The organism is SAR202 cluster bacterium, from assembly GCA_009392515.1.
Lineage (GTDB): Bacteria > Chloroflexota > Dehalococcoidia > Lucifugimonadales > UBA6952 > UBA6952.
The window spans coordinates 30,467-56,080 of record VFGE01000020.1; the positions used below are offsets into that span (position 1 = coordinate 30,467).

The 25,614-nt window shown below is 34.5% G+C and carries 23 protein-coding genes and 4 tRNA genes; 7 read left to right on the plus strand and 20 right to left on the minus strand.

Features of this window, described 5'->3' with window-relative positions; translation table 11 throughout:
• The first annotated feature begins 9 nt into the window (after positions 1-9).
• Positions 10-1,137 (plus strand): glycerate kinase, encoded by a 1,128-nt coding sequence (locus FI695_01805; protein ID MQG50702.1) that lies wholly within the window; start codon positions 10-12, stop codon positions 1,135-1,137.
• Positions 1,138-1,139: 2 nt separating this feature from the next.
• On the opposite strand, the gene FI695_01810 is transcribed toward FI695_01805, so the two are convergent.
• From FI695_01810 to coxB, 17 genes are all read right to left on the minus strand, one after another.
• Positions 1,140-2,609 (minus strand): SDR family oxidoreductase, encoded by a 1,470-nt coding sequence (locus tag FI695_01810; GenBank protein MQG50703.1) that lies wholly within the window; start codon positions 2,607-2,609, stop codon positions 1,140-1,142.
• 29 nt (positions 2,610-2,638) lie between these two features.
• A tRNA-Leu gene (locus FI695_01815) sits at positions 2,639-2,721 on the minus strand.
• 30 nt (positions 2,722-2,751) lie between these two features.
• Positions 2,752-4,086: an MmgE/PrpD family protein gene (locus tag FI695_01820; protein MQG50704.1), complete on the minus strand. Its 1,335-nt coding sequence runs from the start codon at positions 4,084-4,086 to the stop codon at positions 2,752-2,754.
• Between the two features lie 73 nt (positions 4,087-4,159).
• Positions 4,160-5,320, minus strand: coding sequence for an acyl-CoA dehydrogenase (locus tag FI695_01825; GenBank protein ID MQG50705.1), 1,161 nt, complete (start codon positions 5,318-5,320; stop codon positions 4,160-4,162).
• 55 nt (positions 5,321-5,375) lie between these two features.
• A complete protein-coding gene (locus FI695_01830) occupies positions 5,376-6,578 on the minus strand; it encodes a hypothetical protein (protein MQG50706.1) in 1,203 nt (400 codons plus the stop codon).
• Positions 6,579-6,734: 156 nt separating this feature from the next.
• Positions 6,735-7,226 carry a methylated-DNA--[protein]-cysteine S-methyltransferase gene (locus FI695_01835; GenBank protein MQG50707.1) on the minus strand — a complete coding sequence of 164 codons (492 nt, stop codon included), beginning with the start codon at positions 7,224-7,226 and terminating at the stop codon, positions 6,735-6,737.
• A 43-nt stretch (positions 7,227-7,269) separates the two neighbouring features.
• The gene (locus FI695_01840; protein MQG50708.1) at positions 7,270-8,655 is read right to left on the minus strand and encodes an amidohydrolase family protein; all 1,386 of its coding nucleotides are present in this window, start codon (positions 8,653-8,655) and stop codon (positions 7,270-7,272) included.
• Between the two features lie 11 nt (positions 8,656-8,666).
• Positions 8,667-9,362 (minus strand): DUF1028 domain-containing protein, encoded by a 696-nt coding sequence (locus FI695_01845; protein MQG50709.1) that lies wholly within the window; start codon positions 9,360-9,362, stop codon positions 8,667-8,669.
• A 34-nt stretch (positions 9,363-9,396) separates the two neighbouring features.
• Positions 9,397-9,473, minus strand: a tRNA-Cys gene (locus FI695_01850).
• Between the two features lie 18 nt (positions 9,474-9,491).
• A tRNA-Leu gene (locus FI695_01855) sits at positions 9,492-9,575 on the minus strand.
• A gap of 17 nt (positions 9,576-9,592) precedes the next feature.
• Positions 9,593-9,668: transfer RNA gene (locus tag FI695_01860), tRNA-Trp, on the minus strand.
• Between the two features lie 66 nt (positions 9,669-9,734).
• Positions 9,735-10,574 (minus strand): cytochrome c oxidase assembly protein, encoded by an 840-nt coding sequence (locus FI695_01865; GenBank protein ID MQG50710.1) that lies wholly within the window; start codon positions 10,572-10,574, stop codon positions 9,735-9,737.
• Positions 10,575-10,607: 33 nt separating this feature from the next.
• Positions 10,608-11,033: a hypothetical protein gene (locus tag FI695_01870; GenBank protein ID MQG50711.1), complete on the minus strand. Its 426-nt coding sequence runs from the start codon at positions 11,031-11,033 to the stop codon at positions 10,608-10,610.
• Between the two features lie 30 nt (positions 11,034-11,063).
• On the minus strand, positions 11,064-11,357 hold the full coding sequence (locus FI695_01875; protein MQG50712.1) for a cytochrome C oxidase subunit IV: 294 nt from the start codon (positions 11,355-11,357) through the stop codon (positions 11,064-11,066).
• Positions 11,358-11,376: 19 nt separating this feature from the next.
• Complete coding sequence (locus tag FI695_01880; protein MQG50713.1) at positions 11,377-11,919, minus strand: cytochrome oxidase subunit III; 543 nt, start codon at positions 11,917-11,919, stop codon at positions 11,377-11,379.
• 83 nt (positions 11,920-12,002) lie between these two features.
• Positions 12,003-13,901 (minus strand): cytochrome c oxidase subunit I, encoded by a 1,899-nt coding sequence (gene ctaD, locus FI695_01885; GenBank protein ID MQG50714.1) that lies wholly within the window; start codon positions 13,899-13,901, stop codon positions 12,003-12,005.
• A 39-nt stretch (positions 13,902-13,940) separates the two neighbouring features.
• Complete coding sequence (gene coxB / locus FI695_01890; protein MQG50715.1) at positions 13,941-15,026, minus strand: cytochrome c oxidase subunit II; 1,086 nt, start codon at positions 15,024-15,026, stop codon at positions 13,941-13,943.
• Between the two features lie 188 nt (positions 15,027-15,214).
• On the opposite strand from coxB, the gene FI695_01895 reads away from it, so the two are divergent.
• The 3 genes from FI695_01895 to FI695_01905 are packed head-to-tail and all read left to right on the plus strand — an operon-like array spanning position 15,215 to position 19,437.
• Positions 15,215-17,071 carry a protoheme IX farnesyltransferase gene (locus FI695_01895; protein MQG50716.1) on the plus strand — a complete coding sequence of 619 codons (1,857 nt, stop codon included), beginning with the start codon at positions 15,215-15,217 and terminating at the stop codon, positions 17,069-17,071.
• On the plus strand, positions 17,068-17,787 hold the full coding sequence (locus FI695_01900; GenBank protein MQG50717.1) for a hypothetical protein: 720 nt from the start codon (positions 17,068-17,070) through the stop codon (positions 17,785-17,787). Before FI695_01895 ends, FI695_01900 begins: the two co-directional genes overlap by 4 nt.
• A gap of 18 nt (positions 17,788-17,805) precedes the next feature.
• On the plus strand, positions 17,806-19,437 hold the full coding sequence (locus FI695_01905; protein ID MQG50718.1) for a thiamine pyrophosphate-requiring protein: 1,632 nt from the start codon (positions 17,806-17,808) through the stop codon (positions 19,435-19,437).
• Between the two features lie 2 nt (positions 19,438-19,439).
• On the opposite strand, the gene FI695_01910 is transcribed toward FI695_01905, so the two are convergent.
• From FI695_01910 to FI695_01920, 3 genes are read right to left on the minus strand one after another with little or no spacing between them, the layout of a single operon-like run.
• The gene (locus FI695_01910; GenBank protein ID MQG50719.1) at positions 19,440-20,231 is read right to left on the minus strand and encodes an enoyl-CoA hydratase; all 792 of its coding nucleotides are present in this window, start codon (positions 20,229-20,231) and stop codon (positions 19,440-19,442) included.
• A 13-nt stretch (positions 20,232-20,244) separates the two neighbouring features.
• Positions 20,245-21,117, minus strand: a complete 873-nt coding sequence (locus FI695_01915) for a haloalkane dehalogenase (protein MQG50720.1) — start codon at positions 21,115-21,117, stop codon at positions 20,245-20,247.
• Positions 21,118-21,120: 3 nt separating this feature from the next.
• Entirely contained in the window at positions 21,121-21,993 is an 873-nt protein-coding gene (locus FI695_01920) for a hypothetical protein (GenBank protein ID MQG50721.1), read from the minus strand.
• A gap of 70 nt (positions 21,994-22,063) precedes the next feature.
• Here FI695_01920 and rsmI point away from each other — a divergent pair, with 70 nt between their 5' ends.
• From rsmI to FI695_01935, 3 genes are all read left to right on the plus strand, one after another.
• Positions 22,064-22,897 carry a 16S rRNA (cytidine(1402)-2'-O)-methyltransferase gene (gene rsmI, locus FI695_01925; protein ID MQG50722.1) on the plus strand — a complete coding sequence of 278 codons (834 nt, stop codon included), beginning with the start codon at positions 22,064-22,066 and terminating at the stop codon, positions 22,895-22,897.
• Positions 22,898-22,979: 82 nt separating this feature from the next.
• Positions 22,980-24,635: a methionine--tRNA ligase gene (metG, locus tag FI695_01930; GenBank protein ID MQG50723.1), complete on the plus strand. Its 1,656-nt coding sequence runs from the start codon at positions 22,980-22,982 to the stop codon at positions 24,633-24,635.
• On the plus strand, positions 24,628-25,611 hold the full coding sequence (locus FI695_01935) for a polyprenyl synthetase family protein (protein MQG50724.1): 984 nt from the start codon (positions 24,628-24,630) through the stop codon (positions 25,609-25,611). Before metG ends, FI695_01935 begins: the two co-directional genes overlap by 8 nt.
• Positions 25,612-25,614: the final 3 nt, after the last annotated feature.

A 25,614-nucleotide genomic window follows, 5' to 3' on the forward strand; every position in this document is an offset into this window, starting at 1 on the left:
AGGTGATATATGAAAATAGTAATAGCGCCTCAAGCATACAAAGGCTGTCTAAACTCGAAATCAGTAGCTTTAAACATTGAAATGGGTATTAGAGAAGCGAACCCTAAATTAGAAACTGTTTGCTTTCCTCTAGCGGACGGTGGTGACGGAACGCTAGATGTATTAGTGAAATTTAGAAATGGAAAAATATTTACTAAAGAAGTTATCGGCCCACTTGGTTATCCTGTTCGAGCAGAATGGGGAGTTATGGAAGATAATAGAACTGCGGTCATAGAAATGGCTTTAGCATCTGGCTTAGCCATTTGTAACCAGGAGAATTTTGATCTTAAAGACACTACTACCTATGGGACAGGACAATTAATACTAGAGGCTATAGATAATGGATACAAAAACATTTTAATTGGTCTAGGGGGTAGCGCCACTAATGATGGAGGAGTTGGTGCTATTCAGGCTTTAGGTGGTATCTTTTTAGATATAAATGATAAACAACTTCCATATGGCGGTGGTAATTTAATCAAACTATCTAGCATAAATACCGACAATATAAACCCCTACGTTAGGGAATGTGATATTACAATAGCAAGTGATGTAACTAACCCTTTATGTGGGCCATCAGGCGCTACATACATTTTTGGGCCCCAAAAGGGCGGAACAGTAATCATGTTGGATGAATTAGAAAATTCACTGCTACATTATAGTTCTGTTATAGCAAAACAAATTGGTAAAAATTATACAAATCACTCTGGTGCAGGTGCTGCAGGAGGATTGGCTTATGGCCTAATGTCATTTACTAACGCGAAAATTAAATCTGGATTTGAACTAATTTGTGAAATGTTAAATTTCAATGAAATAATCAAAGATGCAGATTTAATTATTACCGGCGAAGGCAAAACAGATTTATCTACTTTATTTAATAAAACTCCAATTGCTATTGCAAATAAAGCGAAGGAATTTAATATACCTGTTGTATGTATTTCAGGGTCAGTAGGTAAAGGTTATGAGAAAATTTTAGAAAACGGCATAAGTGAAATAATTACTTTAGAAGAACTGGCGAAATCTACTGAAGATAGCTTTTCAAATACAGCCTTTTACCTTAGAAGTGCCACAAAAAAGTTTATTAACAATACAATGAATTAATATTACTCTTCTATTTTATTTTTTATAGATTTAATTAGACCATTGAAAATTATAATATGTATAGGAAATAAACTATACCAATAAATTAATCCTAATAAACCTTTGGGTGCAAAAAAGGCTGTTTGTGTCAATGTGCAATTGTGCTCATTTTCTACAATATCATATTGTAACCAAGCTTTTCCGGGTACTTTCATTTCTGCTTTTAATCGAATTAATTTATTATCTATAACTTTTTCTATTCTCCAAAAATCCAAAGCATCACCCTGATAAAGTACTAATGAATCTCTTCTACCCCGCCGAAGCCCTACTCCACCAAAAAGTAGATCTATATAACCTCTTATTTTCCATAAAATATTTCCATATAACCAACCATTTTCCCCTCCAAGAGTAGATAAAAATTTAAATATATCTGAAGAAGATTTATCTATATTAATTAGTTTTTTATCATGAACCATGCCAGATATCTCGTTATAGTCAATCTGCTTATCATTTATCATTGAAATAGATTCAATTGGAACATCTTGACCATTACTAGAACTCAAAGAATCTGACCACGACGTTTCGACATCTTGATCATCTATATTTGATAAGGCTAGTTTTACTGCATCATCATAATTTATTAAAGAAATCTGAGGAAAATATTCTTGTGCTTTTGTATCATAAACGATACTCTCATTTTTCAAACCTTCTACTAAAGGTCTTGTGATTTTAGCAGAAACTGGGGTCGTCCAATGTATCCAATAGGATGAAAGTTTCGGTGTTAAAACGGGAACCGGAATTAATAAACGACGTAGTCTTCTTATTAATGCGTATCTCTTTATCATATCGCCATAACTTAATACATCTTCACCACCGATTTCAAACACATGATTTTTGGGAATTTTAGTGGAAATACTATGAATCAGGTATTCCAACACATTCTCTATTGAGATGGGTTGTGTTTTGGTATATACCCATTTCGGGCAGATCATAATAGGTAATCGTTCAGTTAAATTTCTAATAATTTCAAATGATAAACTTCCTGATCCAACAATCACACCTGATCTAAATTCAGTGACATCAATTTCTGAACTACGTAATATTTCACCTGTTTGTTGTCGAGATAATAAATGTTTTGAAAGATTATCAGATACTTCTCCCAAGCCACCAAGATAAATGATCTTATTGAGTTTTTCCAATTCAGCAATTTCTACAAAGTTATGAGCAGCATTCACATCAGCTTCATCAAAGTTTTTACCCTGAGACAAGCTATGAATCAAATAAAAAGCAATATCGATATTTTTGAACAAACCATGCAGTGAATCTTTATTCAACACATTTCCAGTAAATATTTCTACTTTAGAATACCAAGGTCTATTCTTAATTCGATCAGGGTTTCTAGCTAAAATTCGAACTTCAAATCCGAGTTCTAAAAGTTTTGGAATTAATCTACCGCCAACGTATCCAGTAGCACCTGTAACAAGTATCTTCATATATCTATTATAACTCAAAACAAGAAGTATGCCGAGGGCGAGACTCGAACTCGCACGTCTTTTAGGACAATGGATTTTAAGTCCACCGCGTCTACCATTCCGCCACCTCGGCTCGTACTACATTACAATGTAATGAATAGTATCAATTTGAATTAGAAAGTGCAATTATTTTAGAAATATTATCAACATTTTCTAAATTATTTAAACTTTCCCACAATTCCTCTGCATTTTGCTCACCCATTATTCTAGTAGCACAATAACAGAATTTTTCTTTTCGTTGTTCTTTAGACATAGGATTTTCAGTTGAACCTTGGAAGTCCAAACAACTATCAGATAGTTCAGTCCCATCTTCTAATGTTGCTGTAACCACGGCAGTAGTTCGTGTTGATTTACCATTGTTAGTATATGTAACATTAGATAAAAGATTTTCTACATCTTTGGAAAACCTTCTTTTATCACTAAAACTTTCAATATTAATTATACCATCTAATATTGCTACTGTTGCACAATACCATGCACTAAATTTTCCATCTAATCCTGAACGCGGGATTGGACCTGAATGGCCTGGGTTACTTGTTTCAATATGAATTTTCACAACTTTAGATGGGTCAAAATCATTATTTTTTCTAAGGTTTAATGCTGCTTCAATTGGACGTTGCATATTTATTTGAGCAGGAAATCTTTTTATGTCAAATCCTGGATCGATTAATGAAAATCTACTACCTAAATCATTTAAAAAAATATCCCAATTAACTTTTCCGTTAAATATGGCATCATTATAGCCATTTTCTGTTTCAAAAATATTTTTTGTACTAGTAAATCCAGATTCAACAAGTAATGCAGACTCTACTCCCATTCGAGCTGCATTTGCAGGATGTGTGGATTTAACCATAGTTCCCGTATTTGCAGTAAGGCCACCAGTTCTAGAAGCTGCAATCCCTAAACATAATTCTGTTTGATCACTATTAAAACTAAGCGCCTTAGCTGATGCAACTCCTGCTCCTAATGGTCCAAACAATCCTGGAGGATGATATGCACCATTAGTAACTCCTTCAGTCGCTAATCTCATTCTGGCTTGTATTTCCCATCCAAGAATGTATGAAAGTATTAATTGTTTACCATTAATACTACGATTTTCACCTAATGCCAAAGCAGATGGAAGACATGAAGAAGTTCCATGAGTTGCAGGATGACCTTGAATTTCATAATCAAGACAATGTCCCGATACACCATTTATAAATGCTGCTAATAAAGTACTTGTTTTATAATTATGACCTATAACTGTAGATTGATTATTACCACCCAAAGTTGTGACATACTGTGATACTAAACCTGAAACTTCTTGGGTTGATCCAGCCATCATATTAGCAAAACCATCTATGATAGGAATTTTAGCTATATCAACAAGATCTGAAGATAGGTCAGAAAATTGGATTTCTGAAACAAATTCTGAAAAAATAGTTGTAGGATTACTCATAACTTACTCCTAAAAACATATAGGCCTAAGGAATTCTTAGGCCTATATAAAAACTTTTCTTAATTTAGTTCAATTAAGCAGGAAGTGTTTGTATCATACCTAATTCAACCTTTTCTGGTGTATCAAGTATTCCTTGTGCTACCCTTGCTCGATGTTCAAATGTTGATCCCATTCTCATTGACCAAGAAGCAACACGTCGATACCACAAATGTATATCAAATTCCATCATAAAGCCCATACCACCATGAATCATTTGTGAATAAACTGTCACATGTTGTAATTTATCATTACAGAATGCTTTAGCTTGTGAAACTTCAACCTGATAAGGCTGTCCTTGGTCCATCTTCCATATAGCCTCTCGTGTGAGTAATTCTCCACCATCGATATACATAACTGCATCAGCCAACATATGAGCAACAGATTGAAATGCGCCAATTGGTCGGCCAAAAGCTACACGATTTTTTGAGTACTCAAGTCCCATTTCAAAATCTTTCCTTGCAGCACCACACATTTGGCTAGCATAAAAAACAGCTCCCAAATCTAACATATATTCTGCAGTAGTCCATCCTTTATCTATTTCCCCAATAACACTATCTGAGGAAACTTTTACATTATCAAAGATTACCGCAAACTGTTTATCTTTTGCTGTTGGGACCTCTTTTTCTGTAGTAATTCCTGCAGAGCCAGTGTCAACTAAAAATAGGGTTAATCCTTTGCCAGTATTGGCAGTAACAATTAACTTATCAGCTTGATTAAAATTATCGACAAACAATTTCTTGCCATTAATAACATAATCACTACCATCAGCAGTTGCAGTTGTTTTAACTGCTTCTTCTATTAGTCGAGGATCAGTTTCCTGGAAGGAATAAGTTAATATTAGGTCACCAGATGCAACTTGAGGAAGTATGTCACTTTTCATCGCCTCTGAACCATCTCTAGCAATAGTTAAAGCTGAAACCATAGTGCTTAGTAAAGGAACTGGAGCCATATGACGACCAACTTCTTCAAAAATCAAACCTAAAAACTGTAGTGGCTCACCTAGTCCACCGTATTGTTCAGGCAAAGACAAAGCTGTCCACCCCAATTCTGCGGCTACTTTTTTCCACATATCTTGAGAATAGCCCAATTCATCTTTTTCCATATCTCTGACTAGACTTGTAGGACATTCGCCCTCCAAGAATTCTCTAGCAAGATTACGTATCATTTCTTCATTTTCAGATAACAAGACATCCATTAGATCACCTTCTTGATGTATTTTTTATTTGTAATATTTGTTGCTTATAGATTCATTATCCTCTAGGTAGACCTAATCCACGTCTTGCAACTTGATCTCTCATTATTTGGACACTTCCATGGTTAATTCCAGATTGGAATGCTCCAAGTAGGTTATGAGCAAACAAACCACTTTCAACATTATTTGCTGAAGTATTTAAAAGTTGGCCATATGGTCCAAGCATTTGTGCATAAGCCTCTGTAGCTCGTAATCCATGTTCTGGAGCCCATACTTTTTCAGCTGAACCTTCATATGTGAAGTTTCCTCCAGATTCCACAATAGACATACTTCTCCAAGTCATCAATCGACATACTTGGGCCTCTATCCACATCTCTGCAACTTTATCACGCACAGTTGGGTTATTTCGAATATTGAGATATTGGCTTGAATCACTTTTAGCCAGATTTACAATATCTTCATCTCTTCTTACAGAAATCAGATACCTAGATGCTCCGACTCTATCTAAATTCAAACCCATTGCACCAACATACCAACCCATGTTGAGTTCACCTAGCAAACTACTCTTTGGGATTCGAACATTTTCATAAAAAGTTTCGTTAGTTCTAGGAGTTCCATAAGTGGTTCCTTCTGGAGCAGGAGGATCGTTTTGTATTGTCCATAAAGGTCGAACAGTAATACCAGGGGTATCCATTGGAAGCAAGAAAATTGATATTCCTCTATGCTTAGGAGCTTCTGGGTCGGTTCTTGCCATTAAATATAAATGAGTTGATACATGAGCTGAGGATGTATATATCTTTTGCCCATTAATTACAAATTCATCGCCGTCTTCAACTGCGCGGCACTGCAAAGATGCAAGGTCTGCACCTCCACTTGGCTCTGTAAAACCTTGAGCAAAACTAATTTCACCCTTGATAATTCGAGGAATATAATAGTCTTTTTGTTCTTGCGTGCCTGCTGCCATAATAGCTGGAGCTCCACTTCCTCCACCACCAACAGATAATCCAACTCTTGCAAATTCTTCTTCAACGAGATACTGAGTTAGGCGATCTCCACCTTGACCACCATATTCTTTTGGCCAAGATATACCTAACCAACCTCGCTCACCTATTTTCTTAAATAATTCATTCATCAAAGGGCCTCTACCGTCTTCACCACGGCCATGAACCTCTTCGATTACGTCTTGAGTCATGTTTTCTGCGATGAAATCTCGAACCTCTTGACGCAAAGCTTGTTGGGAACTAGCATACCCAAAATCCATATCGAACCTCCAAAAGTATTAAAGTACAATAAAATAAATTTTCTTTAGAACTTTGTTGTCAGCATATTTTGCACCCCAGATTATAGTATGTCAATAGAAAAGAGGTATTCACAATACGCTAGTGATATTGTACTACGAATTTAATTAATCTTAAAGCTATAAAATATGCCCTTTTTCTAAACTAATTAAATATTTCTTAGAATCTAAACCCCCGCCATAACCAACAAGTTTCCCTGACTTTCCAATTACTCTATGGCACGGAATAATTATGCTTATTGGGTTAAGGCTATTAGCATGTCCTATAGCTCTAACCGCTTTGCTATTTTCTATATTTTCAGCTTGTTGAGCATAACTAATTGTTGTTCCGTATGGTATCTGTAATAATGAATTCCAAGCGTTCATTTGAAAGGGTGTACCTTCGTAAAATAAAGGTAAATCAAATTTTTTTCTTTCTCCAGAGAAATATTGGCTAAGTTGTAATTCAGTAAGATTAATTAAACTATTATCTCGAGGTGATGCTATAGAAATTAATCGTTCAAAATAATTTCGTTTCGTTTCATAAATGACTGCCCTTAAATGGGTATCGTCAGTTATCAGATATAGATAACCTAAAGGTGAGATAATCTTTTTGTAGAAGTATTCATTCATTGATTGTTTCTAAATGCAGTTAAAACAATATAAGTTTAATATCTCAGGAAAGAAACTGATCAAATTCTTCAGGTATTACAATGTCTCCCCATTGTTTTTTTAATGCACTCCAAGCCCGAATTGTAGCATTTTGAGCCTGAGTTATTACTTCATCTTCATCCATAGTTAAAACTTTACCGTCTTTCATAACCCATTCTCCATCCACAATGACTGACTCAACGTCAGATGCTTGGCCATAATGAACTAATGAGGATAATGTATCAATAATTGGAGATAAGTGAGGCCTATCTAATCGGAGTATAGATATATCAGCCTTCATATTTTTACCAATATTACCCAAATCGTCACGTTCTAACGAATAAGCTGGGTTTAAAGTTGCCCAATTGAAGATATCTTTGGGTGTAGGAACCCCTGTGTCTTCACGCATACCTCTATTTAAAATTAAACCAACCCTCATTGCTTCAAACATATCTTCTGACATATTATCTGTACCAAGAGTTACATTTACACCCAAATCAACCAAACCAGGCATATTTGCTAACCCATGATATCCTCGTCTAGAACTTGAAGCTGGGCAATGCGCCATTGAAGTAGCTGTTTCAGACAAAAGCCCAATATCAGAAGTTGTACAGTATGAACAATGCGCTGCTAAAACATCTCTTCCTAGCCAGTCGTTTTCAAGTAAGTATTCAACAGGAGTTTTACCTTCTGCCATAGACTTAACTTGGGTAACTTCTTGTGATGATTGAGCTAAATGTATAGTGCGTCTTAAACCTTTTGAGTGAGCTATATCATTAAGTTCTCTCAATAACCATGGAGAACAAATATCAGTCGCATGAGCAGCAACCATACATTGAACTCTATTATTTTTTGTTGCATGATGATTATCAATTAACTGAAGTGTTCTCTCTAAAAAGGCATCTCCCCATGACTTATCATATCTATAACCTGAGGTTCGAATTTCTGTTGTAACTGCATCTGCTGCTGATTCTGCCAAATATAACCTAAGGCCGGTATTAGCCATAGTTTCGGCATAAGAATTAACAAATCTTAATGGATCAACAAGTGTGGTTGTTCCTGACTTTATAGCTTCCAAGCATCCAACTGCTGCTAAAGCTTTTCTATCTTCATCGGTCATAACAAAGGATATTGGTACCATATAACCATAAACTCGGTCGGCCGAACCTGCATTTTCAATAGCTCCTCTTAATACATTTAATACCGTGTGTGTATGATTATTTATCAATCCAGGTATAATTAATCGATTTTTCAGAACATATTTATCAAAATTCTGATAGTTGGCTTCTAATACCTCGGCGTCACCAACATCAATAATCTTATCCTTATCTATTGCAACAGCACCATTTGTTATAACTTTATCATTTTGTTCACCGGTAAGTATTGTTGCATGTGTAAGTAATATACCCATTTCCACACCCTCTATGTTAAGTCTTTTAATTCTACTGCTGCATCAGGATCTATGGGTCTCATTAAAAAATAATCCAACCTTCTTCTATAGAGATCTAAAATCCTACGTAACTCTTTAACAGCAGTACTATGTTCATCAACTCGTAAATCTACACGAGCAAAGGTATCACTTCCATAAACTAAAATTGCAGCAGAATGATAGGGTGTCATGTCTTCAATTTCACCGCCTGCATCCAATCCAGATTCTAAACTCAACATTAATCTTTGTTCTAAATCCTCAGATGAATTATTTTCAAAGGTTTGCGACATAGCTTTAATGACCTCTTCACCTACTAATCCATTTCCTAATGCAATAAAATTGTTTCCCTCTTGATGACCAGCCCATGGACCATTTAATTTACCCGTTCGAGCAGCAGTACGACCATCAACATCAATGATACCAATTTGTCTACGCTCTATATATTGATCAGATTTAGATAATTCATCCATAGTTGCTTTTGCGGAATAGCCAGTAGATAAAAGATTTAAAGCAAATTTACCCAAACGAGGATCAGTAGATGCTTGGGTTGTTATCGCACCCACATGAGGTTGTACATGAGGGCATCTTGAACCAACTGATAAATCTGATGTAGTTACAGCAACTCCAAACATACCTGTTCTGTTACATCTTCCCACAATTGAAAAAGTACTACTTTCTATACCTATCATAAAACACCTACTGTTCGAATTTAAGAAAATATAATGGAGGCGACGGCGGGATTCGAACCCGCGAATAGAGGTTTTGCAGACCCCGGCCTTAGACCACTTGGCTACGTCGCCTTAATATATTCTTTATAATGCCGAGGAGGAGACTTGAACTCCTACGAGCTTTCGCTCACGGCCCCCTCAAGACCGCGTGTCTACCGATTCCACCACCTCGGCCCATGGATTTTAAACTCTGGCAGGGGTGCGAGGGCTCGAACCCCGGACCTACGGTTTTGGAGACCGCCGCTCTTCCAGCTGAGCTACACCCCTAAGGTTAAAACATCGTTTATGCTCACCAGAAGCTACAGTATACAGAAATTTAGCATCGAAAATCAATTACGTCAATTTTTCCTTTTGTCCAACTAATTCTTCTAATGAATCAGAACTATTATTACGTTCAGATTCTGTATACCACTGAAAAAAAATTATCCCCATAAATAGAAAGAAAACAAAAGCCCCAGGAATCTTCATAATAAGACCACCAATTTGTTGATCTTCAATTCGGCTTAAACCCCACAGAACAGGTAGATCACTATACCAATGATAAATTTCTCCTCGAGAAAATGTAATAGCTGCCCCAACAAATCCCATAGGCAAAGTTTGGAAAAATAAATATATTATTCTTATTGGATATCCTAATCTTTGCACTTGTGCAGAAGCACCTAATAATGGCCACCATAATACTAATGCTCCAAACATAAAAACTAGATGTTCGACAATATGAAGCCAATGATTTGATAATGAAAGGTCATATACCCATGGAACATGGAATCCAAAAATTACAATATTTGATAAGAAAAAAGCAATTATCGGATTAGCAAAAATTCGAAAAATAACTCTTAGTATTTTTAATTGAAAAATCCAAGTCCACAGCCATGGAGGAACTCCTTTTATATATAACGGAATAGAAACTAATATCAGTAATAGATGTTGTGTCATATGAGCACTAAATAAAAATCTATCTGCTAGTTCATGAATAAAAGAAGTTAAGGCTATATATACAATTATATTAGCTAATGTAAAATAAAATAGTCTTCTATTATCTATCTCTGATGCTAAACTATATTTCTCTCTAAGTGGAATAATCGCATAAATATATAATGCTTGAAGTAATAAAACTCCAATAATTATTTCAAAATGTAAGTGCCACTCAGTCCAAGAAAATTGATCAGTCATATAACTATTATAAGTTAGTAGATATTTTTTGTCTTATTCGTTATCAATGACTTGCAAGCGTCTGAAAGTAAGTATTGTTCCAAGAATCATACTTCCACTTAGTAAAACTGCAGTAATTATGGCCATAAAATCAGCCATTTGATTCCAACCTGACTCTGTACCAGTAGCAGTGATTATTTGTATAAATAAATATATAGCTAAAATAATAATAAATAATGCAGTAGCAGCACCAATTATCTTTCTAAACAATATATTCTCAGAAGCTGCAACACCTGCAGCGCCAATAGCTATTAGAGTTAAAATTGTTGCGCCAATTACAGCATAGGGCTCTAAAATCCCAAATCGCTTATGCTCTAGGTGAGCGAGGTATGTAAATGCTTCTCCAATACCAAATATCAATCCTAGTGTAAAAAATACAACTATGAATGGAACCCAAAAAGCAGATAACAATCTGTCCATCAAACTAACCTTTCATTTATCAACATTTAATTAAAAAACACCAAACAATAACATAAGGGCACACAATACATAAATTGCAAGTATCAAACCACTACCAAATAGAATAGTAAATAATTTGTTATCAAATTTAAGATGCATGTAATACCCAACAACAACAACAAATTTGCCTATGGAAAGAATTAACAGTATAGGTATTAATACAGCAGAAAGAGCCTCTACATACACAACAGCTACCTCTATTGCTGTTACAACGCTTAATATTAGAGCAATAACAACATACTTCATGGAACTAGGATGTTCTGTATTGTGATGTTCAGTAGCCATATTTTCTCCCTATACTAAATTAATGAACAATGTTTGGAGCTTCGATTAGATAAACAACGGTAAATATTACAATCCATACAATATCAACAAAATGCCAATACAAACCGGCTAATTCAATATTCAAACTTTGATCCTGTGATAATCTACCTCTAAGTGACATGATATAAAAAGACATCAAGATTACTACTCCAAATGTAACGTGTAAACCATGAAAACTTGTAAGTGTGAAAAAGCTTGATCCAAATAAATTACCTTGTAAAGTAACTCCTTGTTCAACAAAGACTGTGAATTCGAAGTACTGACCACCAAGAAATATACATCCCAGAATAGATGTTGCAAGCAACCAAATTCTCAATCTGGCGTGGTCACCTCTTTGTATTGCACTTAGTGCCAAAACCATTGTTAAACTACTCATCAAAAGTACAAAAGCACTCACTGAAGTATATGGAATATTAAATACTTCATAAGGATATGGACCTACAACACTTTTACCCCTGTATAGTAAATAGGTGGAAACAAGTGAGGCAAAAAACAAACAATCTGAACCTATAAAAGCCCACATCATAACCTTACGATTATCTAATCCTGTTGTCGTAGTATGACCTGCTGTCTCATGTGTAGTCATATTTAAAATACTCCCATTCTTTAATGATGATCCTCAGGGTCGGCTGGTTCAAAACACCAACCGTATGCCCCGAAAAATGTAGCAAGTATACCAACTATTGCTATAGTTAAACCAACCACATTATATTGACTGTAAATTGCGAAACCAAAACCCGAAACTGATAACCCAATACCAGTTATAAATGGGAAATAGGACAAACCTGGCATATGTATATCTACTTCTTCATCCCCTTGATTATCATCTGAAGCACCTTGCGGAATAGGCGTCATATAACCTTGCTCATCTGTACTATATTTTGTATCCCAAAAAGAGTCTAAACCATTAACAATTGGGATTTCTTTAAAGTTGTATTCAGGAACTGGTGAAGGAATAGACCATTCTAGTGTCCTGCCGTCCCATGGATCTGCAAGATCAGTACGTCGTTCTTGTCTCATAGTGTAAAAAACATTGACTATGAATACGATAGTGCCTAATGCAATGATATATGAACCTAAAGTGGAAACAGTATTCCAAAACTCCCAGCCATATTCAGCACCGTAGGTATAAATTCTTCGTGGCATACCGTCCATACCAAGCCAGTGCATAGGACCAAAACTCATATTCATACCAATAAATAATAAAACGAAATGAATAACACCCAAGTTTTCATTTAATAGCTTTCCACTAAATTTAGGCCACCAATAGTAAATTCCTGAGAAGATACCAAATATTGCACCGCCAAACAGTACGTAATGAAGATGGGCAACAATATAGTATGTATCCTGTTGTTGATAGTCTGATGGAGGAGCAGCATGGCTAACACCACTAAGACCACCGATAATAAATAAGAATACAAACCCTATAGAGAACAACATAGGGGTTTTAAAGTCTATTGAACCACCCCACATTGTACCAATCCAATTGAATATTTTTACTCCTGTAGGAACTGCAATAAGCATTGTAGTAATAGCAAATGTAGCATTTGCTACAGGTCCCATTCCAACAGTAAACATGTGATGACTCCAAACAGCCCATCCCATAAATCCAATGAATATACCTGAAAATATAATAAATGGATATCCAAACAATGGTTTCTTAGAAAATGTTGGTAATACCTCTGATACTATACCCATTGCAGGTAAAATTAAAATATAAACCTCAGGGTGACCAAAAACCCAAAATAAATGTTGCCATAAGAGAGGATCTCCACCGGCTCCAGGGGCGAAAAATTGCGTACCTAATATTCTATCTAAAGCTAGCTCAATTAAAGCTATAGTAATAACAGGCATAGCAGTAACTAACAAAATTGATGTAATAAATGCCATCCAGGTAAATACAGGCATCCTCATCAGAGTCATACCGGGAGCCCTCATATTAATGATAGTTACAAGAAAATTCAAACCACCTGCAACCGAAGAAACTCCAAGTACTAACAATCCAAGTGAATAGAAATCCATTCCTCTACCGCCACTACCATATTGGTCTAGAGTTAATGGAGCATAAGCAAACCACCCTGAGTCTGCTGCTCCGCCTAGTATCCAACCTGCATTTAGTAACAATCCTCCCGAAAGATAAATCCAGTAACTTAATGCATTTAAACGTGGGAAAGCAACGTCTCGAGCTCCAATTTGCAAGGGTACTATTAGATTGAAAAAAGTAACAGCTAAAGGCATAATCGCTAAAAATATCATAGTCAGTGCATGCATAGTAAACAGCTGATTATAAATATCAGGTGAAACTATCTCATTATCTGCAAATGCAAGCTGACTTCTAATAATTACTGCTTCAAGTCCACCTAAAAGAAAAAAGAATATAGCCGTAAAGCCATACATTATTCCTATTTTTTTGTGGTCAACCGTAGTAATCCAACCCCAAACACCTGTTGTGTAAGAAGTGGGTCTCTGCAAAAACTTTGGCAGAGATCCTGAATTAGCTGCCATCAATTTACCTCCGTTATTTTTATTTATTAGTGTTATTTATTATCTTAATGTTTGCAAATATGCAACCAGAGCCTCAACATCTCCATCTTCAAAGTTTAGTGTTGGCATATAAACCCCAGGTTTCATATTTTTGGGATCAGTAATCCAAGAAGTTAAGTTTTCTTCGGTATTATCAAACATTCCTGAAGCCAGCGTGGTCCTACTAGCAACATGAGTCAATACAGGACCTGCATTACCTCTTATTTTCATACCTGCTACTGTATGACAAGCTGCGCACATTTGATTCTCAACCTGTTGACCTCTTATAACTCCGCTGAATTTTTTATTAGCAAATATATTCGCACCTTTTGCTGCAAGGCCAGAACAATTTGCATCAGCAGAGGCACATTCAATAAGGCTAGCATTAGCAGATTTCTGTTCATTTTCTACCCATTCATCAAATCCAGCTTGATCATGAACATATACTTTGAATTTCATGTTTGCATGAGATGTTCCACAATATTCAGCACATTGGGCATAATATTCGCCAGGTTCATCTGCAATAAACCACATAGAATTATTATTATTAGGAACCAAATCCATTTTACCTGCTAATTTTGGAATCCAAAAACTATGGATAACGTTTTCAGATTTTAAGGAAACATTAATAACAGTGTTAGTAGGAATATGCATTTCATTAGCTGTTACAATATTTATATTCTCATCAGTATATTCAAATCCCCACCACCATTGATACCCCTCAGCTGTTACTTCGATTTTAGGCATATTTGTAGGTATCTCGTCATGTTCGAAAATCATACTTACTGTTGGAATAGCAACAGCTGCCAAAACGAAAATAGGTGCTATTGTCCAAGCAATTTCGAGTTTATCATGACCATGGACTTGTTTTGGAAGTTCATTTTCAGACTTTCTGCGATATTTTATGATTGTATAAACTAAACCTGTTTGAACTACAATAAAAACTGCAGCCATTGCCCAAAAAAGGATCTCAAACAAATATCCCTGATCCCGGGCAATAGGACCTTTTGGATCAAATGTAGATTGCAAATGTTCAGGTGTACAAGCTAAAGAAAGCCCTAACAACATAGTTGCAAAAACAATCTTTAAAATCCTAGTGTGTTTCAAGTTATCACCATTCAAGCTTTATTATATATCAATACATTCTATCACAATCTGTGATAAATTTCACAGCGAAATATATCAAAGACATTAGGTTCAGTCAATACAAACTGTAATCATTTATAAGAAGGCATAAAACATCATTCTTAAAAAAGACATTGTAGTTACTTAAGACCTGTTTTACAATAAAATTAATGACTACTGAAAAAAATAACTATACAAACTTATTTGATCTTTCTGGGGTAGGTTCAGGATTTAAAACAATTCTGCTAATCACCTTATGTTTGCTTTTTGCACTTATAACTTTAGGTGGAATAGTTAGAGTTACTGATTCTGGTTTAGGGTGTCCTGATTGGCCGCTTTGTTACGGGCAATTCATTCCGCCTCTTGAGGACGTAAATTACGCGGGTGAACTTATTGAGGTACATAAAATATGGATTGAGTGGTCTCATAGGACATTAGCAGCTATAACTGGATTCCCTATTTTATTAGTGACAATACTTGCTTGGTGGAAATATCGTAAATTTTCACTAATAACGGTACCTGCTACAGTCGCTCTAATACTTTTAATCTTTCAAGTTGTACTAGGAGCGATTACAGTTCTAAGAGAATTACCACCAGAAATAGTTACAACTCATCTAAGCACTGCACAATTTATATTTGCCACCCTGCTCTTTATGTATGTTATTTTGACTAACAAAATTCAACCTTTGAAAGACAAATTAATAATTGATAAAATTCCAAACCTTTTACGATGGTCCATAATTGGTGCTGCAAGTTCATTTATAATACTTATATCGGGATCATATGTTGTTGGCGCAGGTGCAGGCACCAGTTGCCCCAATTGGCCTCTTTGTGATAACACTCTATTGCCGCAACTAAATATTCAATGGCTACATATGTTTCATAGAGTCGTAGTAGTAGTGGGCACTATCACAATAGCAATTCCTGTAATCTACGCATACAAAATAAATATTCCCAAAATTACTTTTCCAGGATTACTTGTAGGAACATTTTTACTCGCCCAAATTTTTATTGGAGCGTTAAATCCAGCTTCAGGATTTCATCCTGTATTCAGAGTCCTTCATTTGTCATTAGCGTCTGCATTATGGCTTGCATCTATGTACCTTTTAACTATTACCTGGATGTATCAAAAACAAACAAACTTAAAATCTGAATTCAATTTAATACAACTACTATCTGACTATTTTGAATTATCCAAACCTTTGATCATTTTATTATTACTACTTTCTGCTCTAACTGGAATGATTATTGCTGAGCAAGGTTTGCCACAAATACATCTTATAGCTACTGTATTAGTTGCAGGTGCTTTGGCTTCTGCCGGGGCTAATGCAATAAATAATTTTATGGATAGAGACATAGATACCGTCATGTCTCGAACCAAATCCAGACCTGTTGCTGGAAGTAGAGTTAGCCCTACAAATGCATTGATTTTTGGCATCGTATTAAACGTAATATCTTTCGTAGCCTTTTGGACAATAGTTAATTTACTTAGTGCTTTATTAACATTAGGTGCCACTTTATTTTATGTTTTTATTTACACGCTGTGGTTAAAAAGAACTTCTACTCAAAATATTGTTATTGGTGGAGCTGCAGGAGCACTTCCTCCTATCATTGGATGGGCTGCTGTACAAGGCAGTATTGGACTACCATCACTATACCTTTTTGCAATAATTTTCTTTTGGACACCTCCACATTTTTGGGCACTCTCCATCCTTTTGGAAAAAGATTATGCTAATGCAAATATTCCAATGCTAAATGTAGTTATGGGTATAGAAGAAACGCGTAAATTTATAATGATGCATTCAATAATTTTAGTTGCTTTAACTATACTTTTCTATACTGTTCCTCAACTAGGTTTATTTTACCTTGTTTCTGCATTAATCTTAGATGTATATTTTTTGTATCTTGGTATAAAACTCTGGCAGAGCCAAGACCATTTATCTGCGAGAAAATTATATTTATATTCCCTGTTATATCTTATGCTTTTATTAATAGCAGTTATGATTAGTAGTGGTTTCGGTATTTGATAAGTATACAAAAAATATACAAACCTTTTTCCTACAGTATTACCTTATTAGTAGTATTTTTACTTTGGACTATTTTGCTAACTAACTGCACACCTAATGAATTTAAAGGGACAACTATTACTAATGGTCAAGAAATCCCCTCATTTAAACTTACAGACCAATACAATAATTCTGTAATCACTGATGACTTTGATGGCCAAATTATTGTTTTAACTTTTTTATATTCAGAATGTAAAGAAGAATGCAAAATCATTGTCCCAATAATCTCTAAATTGCAATCTGAAATTTTGAACCAACATCCAGACATTGCCAAAGATATAACATTCCTTTCCATTTCTGTGGATCCAAACAATGATATCCCAGAAAATACATATAAATACATGAGATTAAATAACGAAAATCCTTACTGGCAATCGAAAGAAGTTCAAGCTAACTGGGTTTTTCTAAGTGGAGAACTCGAAAAACTTGAAGGTATTTGGAGTCATTATGGTATAGCAACAGATGCAGCAATTATGGATCAAGGCAATGTTATTGAAGTAATTTCGCAAAAAACTATGCGAGATTTATATAATAATGACAACTTTCCTTCTTATAAAATAGATCATTCTTTACCAATTTATATTATAGATAAGTCAGGCGTTACACGATCTGTTTATAATGATTTAAAAATAGATACTGAAGATATAATCCATGATATACTTCTCATTGCGAATTAAAAATTACAGGGGGCAATTATGAATGGTACTGAAGCGATAGCAAGAATATTAAAAAAAGAAGGAATTGAATGGATATCCTGTTTTCCCTCAAATCCTGTTATTGAAGCAGCTGCTAAAGAAGGTATTCGACCCATAGCTTTTAGACATGAACGTGGGGGCATGATGGCAGCAGATGGATTCAGTCGCATGAATGATAGAAATCAATTTGGAGTTTTTGCTATGCAAAACCAAGCTGGTGCTGAAAACTCTATGGGTGGAATTAGCCAGGCTTTTGCGGACAATATTCCTGTTTTAGTATTACCAGGTGCCCCTGCTTTGCACAGAATTAATATAAGACCAGAATTCTCTGCAGTAGATACATTTAGAAATGTTTTAAAATACGGTGAGTTAGTTAATAAAGCAGATCAAATACCTGATGTCATGAGAAGAGCATTCCATCAACTTAGAAACGGACGACCTGGCCCTGTCATGATTGAACTTCCTAGTGATGTAGGTGCAAGTGAAATAAATATCGATATAGATTCGTATCATTCACCTACAAAAAGTACTCAATTACCTTCAATATCTAGTATTAAAGATACAGTTTCAGCGTTACTAAAAGCAAAAAATCCCATAATTTGGTCAGGTATGGGTGTTTTATTTTCTCAATCTACTGAAGAACTCAAGGAATTGGCAGAATTACTAAGTCTACCAGTATATACCAGTATGCCTGGCAAATCAGGATTTGATGAAACTCATCCATTATCATTAGGAGCAGGTTCTGGAGCAACAACTGCAGCTGCTGTTAAATGGTTAGATGAATCAGATTTAATCCTTGCGTTAGGTACAAGTCTAACTCGAACACCATATGCAAGAACTATACCTGACGGAAAAACTATAATTCATAATGTTGTCAGTGTAGAAGATATTAATAAAGATTATAACGTAGAAATTTCACTTCCTGGGGATACAAAGGAAACGATAAAATTATTGATTGATGAAATAAAATCACAAGTGGGTGACAAAGGTAAACAAAGACCTGAAGTTATTAAAGAAATACAAAGTGTTAAATCAAAATGGCTAGAACAATGGTTGCCAATATTAACAGATGATGAAGGACCGATTAATCCTTACAGGTTAATATGGGAATTAGACCAAACAGTTGATAAAACCCAAAGCGTAGTAACTCATGATGCCGGAGCACCAAGAGATATGATGGTGCCGTTTTATAATGCAACAACTCCCCATGGTTATGTAGGTTGGGGGAAAACTACTCATCTTGGGTTTGGTATTCCATTAATGATTGGGGTTAAAAAAGCATTCCCAGAAAAATTTTGTGTCAATTTTATGGGTGATGGTGCCTTTGGAATGTCTGGTTTAGATATTGAAACGTCGGTTAGGTCAAATTTACCAATTACGACTATTCTATTAAATAACGGTGGAATGGCAACCTATCCTGGAGGCTTTCCTACTGCGCGAGAAGTTTATGGTGTTTCACATATGTTTGGAGAATATTGGAAAATAGCTGAAGGAATGGGCGCTACTGGTATCAAAATAACCAAGCCATCAGAAATTAAGCCAGCATTATTACAGGCACAAAAGCTTAATAGCGAAGGAAAAACTGTTCTTATAGACGCACATACTAAATTTGCAGATCAAAGATCTAATTAAAATTAAGAACCATTAAATATAGGGTCTCGTTTATCAATAAATGCTTTAAATCCTTCTTTACAATCAGCAGTTCTTGACATGGTTGCTATACCTAAATGCTCTAAAGCCATCTGAGATTCTAAAGATTGTTCAAAAGTTGAAACTAATAATTTCTTTGCCATACCTATAGCTGAAGTGGCACCTTTAGCTATAGATTCAACGAACTTTTGGCCATCTTCAATCAATGAATCTTCAGGTACAACTCGGCTTACTAGCCCCCAGTCCATAGCTTCTTCAGCGCTCAAAATACGATTTGTAATCATAAGGTCCATCATTTTTCTTATCCCTATGATTCTAGGAAGAAAATAACTGGAAGAACCATCAGGAGAAAATCCAATTCTAGAATATGCTAACGTAAACTTCGCAGAATCAGAGGATACAACAAAGTCCGATGCCCCAACCAAACTTAGACCTGCCCCTGCTGCAAATCCTTGCACTATAGAAATTACTGGAGCCTTGCATCTTGAAAAATTAGCTATTGCTGCATGTAAATTTGTAGCCATACTTTCTAGGTATTTTTCAAGATTACTGCCTTCTTGACTGAATGCTTTAACATTCCCACCGCCACAAAATATTTTTCCCTGTCCAGTTATTTTGATTGCTCTTAATTTAAAATTAGTTAGACATATTTCAGAAACTTGAGCCATTTCTTCTGCCATCTCTGATGTCATGGCATTTGCACTATCTGGAGTAGCAAATTCCATATATGCGATTTGATCTTTTATATCAAAATTTAAAGTTTTATAAGAACTCATATATACCTCTTTTTTATTGTATTTCTGATAACCATTGACTTATTTCATATCCAATTTCTATTGGTGAGTCTTCTTGAATAAAATGCAAACCTTTAACTGTAACTTCTTTTTGATTTGTCCATTGTCTACAAAATTCCCTCTGTGCACCTGTGAGAATAGAACCAGGATTAGCATTGATAAATAATTTTGGAAATTTACTTTTATTCATAAATTCAGCATAATTACTAATTATTTCAACCATATGTTGGGGTTCCCCAGAAATTGGAATTTCTCTAGGCCATACTAAAGTTGGTAGTCTAGTTTCCATAATCGAATATGGAGATCTGTAAATTTCCATTGCAGCATCAGAAACACCGTTTATAGCACTATTTGGTAGTATTCTCTCAACAAAAATATTTTTTTCAAATATCAATTCTTCACCAGCATCAGATCGAAGAAGATTAAATATATTTCTAGCATTCTCTGGCCACTCGTCCCAAGTTATTGGTCTAACTAAAGCCTCCATATAAACAATACCTTTTATTCTTTCAGGATTATTATATGCCCAATAAAAACCTAGAGCAGAGCCCCAATCATGAATTACCAAGGTAATTTTCCCATCGGGCACCACATTGTCAATAAATTCTGACAAATAATTATAATGCTCTAAAAAAGTATATCTGCAATTATCCGGTTTGCCAGAATTACCCATTCCGATTAAATCCGGTGCTATACAACGTGAAGTTTTCTCTATTTGTGGAATTATATTTCGCCACAAAAATGATGATGTTGGATTTCCATGTATAAACATAATAACATCACCGTTTCCGCTATCAATATAAGACATAAATGAACTATTTATGTCTACTTTTTTTCTTTCATAATTGTCTATTGAACTAATTTCCATAGCTTACATACTCCGAATTTTTTTGATTAATAATTGGGCCATGTAATAATCTCTAACACCTCCATTTTCTATTGGTGGTACTAGGTATATATTATTAAAACCTAAGCTTAATAATTCCTGAACAAACTTCAAAGCAATTTCCAACGAAGAAACATTAGATTTCATTTCATTTTCTACATCTTCTGGTATAAATCCCCAATTTCTTCCAGTCTTAGAAAGCATTTGTACTCCATAAAAAATTGGCTTATCTATTCTATAACCATATTGTGAATAATATGCTTTATGAAAATCTAAAATTAAACTTGTGTCATAACAAGGTTGCGAGATGAAAAAATCTGTACCGTTAGTAATTTTTTTTCTAACTAATTTTATTTCATTAATTTGTGGTACTTTTGAAAAATCTATAGCACTACCAACGGTAAAAGTTGCTATAGAATCTAATTTACTCTGTTGGAAATCCATTCCATGGTTCAAATTAACAATATCAGAAATTAAAGTTGTAGTTGTATAATCATTAACAGTTTTTGCTGATTTTTTTTGTTTGGTAGACTTATCTCCATTAACAACAAACACATTATTTAAATTTAGCATTTGTGCACCCAGTAAATTACTTTGGATAGCTAGTTTATTCATATCACGACAGTTCAGAGTAAAAATCACATTTTGGTTTTCTTGATAGCTTAACTTATATGCAAAAGGTATAGGTGCTGATCTAACAGAGCCCCCAGGACTATCTATAATTAACAAAAAATCTGAATTGATATTTATAATTGATTCATACCCTACGTTATTTACACCTTTTGGGGGGGAAATATCTGTTATAAATACATTACCAAATTTTGTTTCTGTTTCTTCTATTTCTTGAATAAATCCCATATCATATGACCAATAAAAAAATTTAATCGTTTAAATTATTTTTTGTAATTATAATAACTGGATAATAAAAATGAGTACAATATATTTTGTTGGCACACCTATAGGTAATTTGAGTGACATTACCCTACGAGCAATCGAAGTTTTAACTAACGTAGACTTGATATTAGCAGAAGATACCAGAACAACTAAAAAATTATTGAATAAATATGAAATTAACACAAAGCTATTAAGCTATCATGAACATAATAAAACAAAACGTCTCTCTGAAATATTAGAAGCATTGGATACTGGAGATATAGCTCTTGTTTCAGATGCCGGAACACCTAGTATACATGATCCTGGAACTCTCCTTGCAAACGAAATCTTAGAAACTGATCATAGTATTGTGCCTATACCAGGTCCATCTTCAATAACAACTGCTCTTTCAGTTTCAGGATTGGATTCTGAACATTTTACATTTTGGGGTTTTTTACCTCATCAAAAAAGAAAACGAGAAAAAATAATTTCTATGATATCTTCCATTGAAAACACTTCAGTTTTTTTTGAAACCCCTCATAGATTAAAGTCTACTTTAGATTTACTTCAACAATTATTAAATCCGCAGAGGAAAATTGTTGTCTGTAGAGAACTCACAAAAATATATGAGGAAATTGTAAAAACTACAATTTCAGAAGTAAAATCAAAATTCCTAAATCCAAAAGGGGAATTTACAATCGTAATTGAAGGAAAATCCGATTTTTCAGAAAATAAATTATCAGAGGAAAAAATATTTAGTGAAATTTATGAAGATCTTAAAATACTAAAAAAAGCTGGGTCGGGTCCCAAAGAAGGTATTCAGTGGATTATGAAGCATTATCCCCATATTAGTAAAAAAGAAATTTATGATATTTGGATTACAATTTGATAATTACAAAAAAATATTTGATTTGTATCAAAAAATTAGTTTAAAATAGTTATCTAATCCACAAGCATTAAAGAGGATACATTTGTCAGAAAATATCTTGGTCGCAACTGCCTGGCCATATACAAATAATTATCTCCATTTAGGCCATATAGCAGGTTGTTATTTGCCTGCAGATATTTTCGCTCGTTATCAAAGGGCTCGCGGAAACAAAGTGATAATGGTGTCTGGAAGTGACCAACATGGTACTCCAGTAACAATTGCAGCTGAATCAGAAGGTGTTCAACCAATAGATATTGTTAATAAGTATAGAAAAAACCATTTGGAAGTTTGGGAAAGGCTTGGGATATCCTATGACCTATTCACTACTACTGGAACTGATAACCACATTGCTACGGTTCAGGACATATTTACAAAACTATATAATAAAGGATTAATTTACAAGAAAAATATGACTTTATTATATTCTGAGATTGATAATAGATTTCTCGCTGACCGGTATGTAGAAGGAACTTGCCCAGATTGTAATTTTGAAAGAGCTCGGGGAGATCAATGTGATCAATGTGGGAAACCAATGGACGCCCTTGAACTAATCAATCCTATTAGTAAATTAAGTGGTGATACTCCAATACCTAAAGAATCTGAACATTTCTTCTTAAAATTGAGCGCTCTAGAACAACCTTTGTTAGATTGGATAAAAAAGAACGATTATTGGAAACCAAATGTGAAAAATTTCAGTTTAAAATATCTCACAGAAGGATTAAAAGATAGAGCAATAACACGTGATATTGAATGGGGTATACCAATTCCATTAGAAGGATATGAAACTAAAAGGATTTATGTATGGTTTGAAGCTGTAATTGGATATCTATCTGCCTCAAAAGAGTGGGCACAAATTCAAAACAAACCTGATGAATGGCAAAAGTTTTGGTTTGATAAAAATGCACGAAGTTATTACTTTTTAGGAAAAGATAATATACCATTTCATACTATAATTTGGCCTGGAATATTACTTGGATATGAAAACCATAACTTACCGTATGATGTACCTGCTAATGAATATATGAATCTCTCTGGAGGTAAATTTTCAAAAAGTGAAAATCGAGCGGTATGGACACATGAATTTTTAGAAAAATTCTCTGCTGATGCCCTACGATATTACATCGTTTCTAATATGCCTGAAAATAGTGATTCTGATTTTACATGGGAAGAGTTTTTGAGAAGAAACAATGATGAGTTGGTAGCTACTTTAGGAAATCTAATCCACAGAATACTTACCTTCACTTTTAGAAATTTTGACAGTAAAATTCCTGAACCAAAAAAAATAGAAACTAGTGATGAAAAATTGATGTCAGAGATTTTTATCACTAAAGAAAAAGTTGAATCCAATTTGGATATTTGCAAATTTAGAGAATCGATGAGAAATATAATGAATCTTGCTCAAAATACCAATAGATATTTAGATTCAGAAGCTCCATGGCATTCTATTAAAACAGATAAAGAACGAGCTGGAACAACCATGTGGGTTTCATTATATGCAATTAGTGCTATAAAAACATTTCTATACCCATTTATGCCAAATGCATCTCTTCAATTAGGAAGCTATCTAGGAATCAGTACTGATGTAAATCAACCTACTTGGGAAGTCGAAAAACCTAAATCAGGGACTACTCTCGAAACACCTTTTCCTTTATTTAAAAAACTCGAAATTGATATAGAAAACCCATTAGCAGATGAATAATATAGAAAAAATCGATCTTATAAATATTTATAAACCAATACAAAAATCGTTAAATACCGTAGATGAAAATCTGCTTAACTTACCAGTAAACCAACACCCTACTCTTGCAAAGCCTTTACAACATATTTCAAATTCAAGTGGCAAGAGAATGAGGGCTGCAATTACATTACTTACGGCTCAAACAGAGAAACCGGTAACAATTGAATCTATATCTATGGCTGTAGCTATAGAATTATTTCACCTAGCTTCTTTAATTCATGACGATGCAATTGATAAATCAGCTGTACGAAGAGGAGAAGAAACAATAAGTAATCTTTATGGTACAGATATGGCAATATTAATAGGTGACCTGGTATTCGCAAATTCTGCCTCGACTGTCTGTGATACAGGGAATATCCTCGCTATACAAAGATTTTCTGAAACAACTATGGAAGTTTCTACAGGGCAAATTTTAGAAACTTCACAAAAGTTTAATACTCAACAAAATATTGAAGGATACTTAGAAAGAATATATAAAAAGACCGCTTCAGTTTTTGAAACTTCAGCTGAAACAGGTGGAATAATTTCTGGCGCATCAGAAGAAAAAACTGCTCTGTTAAAATCGTATGGGTATAATTTGGGAATGGCGTTTCAAATCATCGATGATATTTTAGACTTTGAAGGTGACCCAAATGAATTTGGTAAACCTGTAGGTCAAGATTTAGAACAAGGGTTACTTACGTTACCATCACTACTTTATTTAGAAAAATTCCCTGATGAAACAAGTATTCCTGCATTATTTTCAGACGGTGATTCTCAAAAATATAAATTCCAAGTGGTTGAAAAGATTATGAATTCTGAAATTATCGAAGAATGTTATATCAAAGCTCAAAATTACTGTAATACTAGTAAAGAGATGTTAGAAAAGTTGCCAAATTCTGAGGAAAAAGCATCGCTTAGTTTATTACTTGATTATGTAATCGAAAGAAGACAATAATAG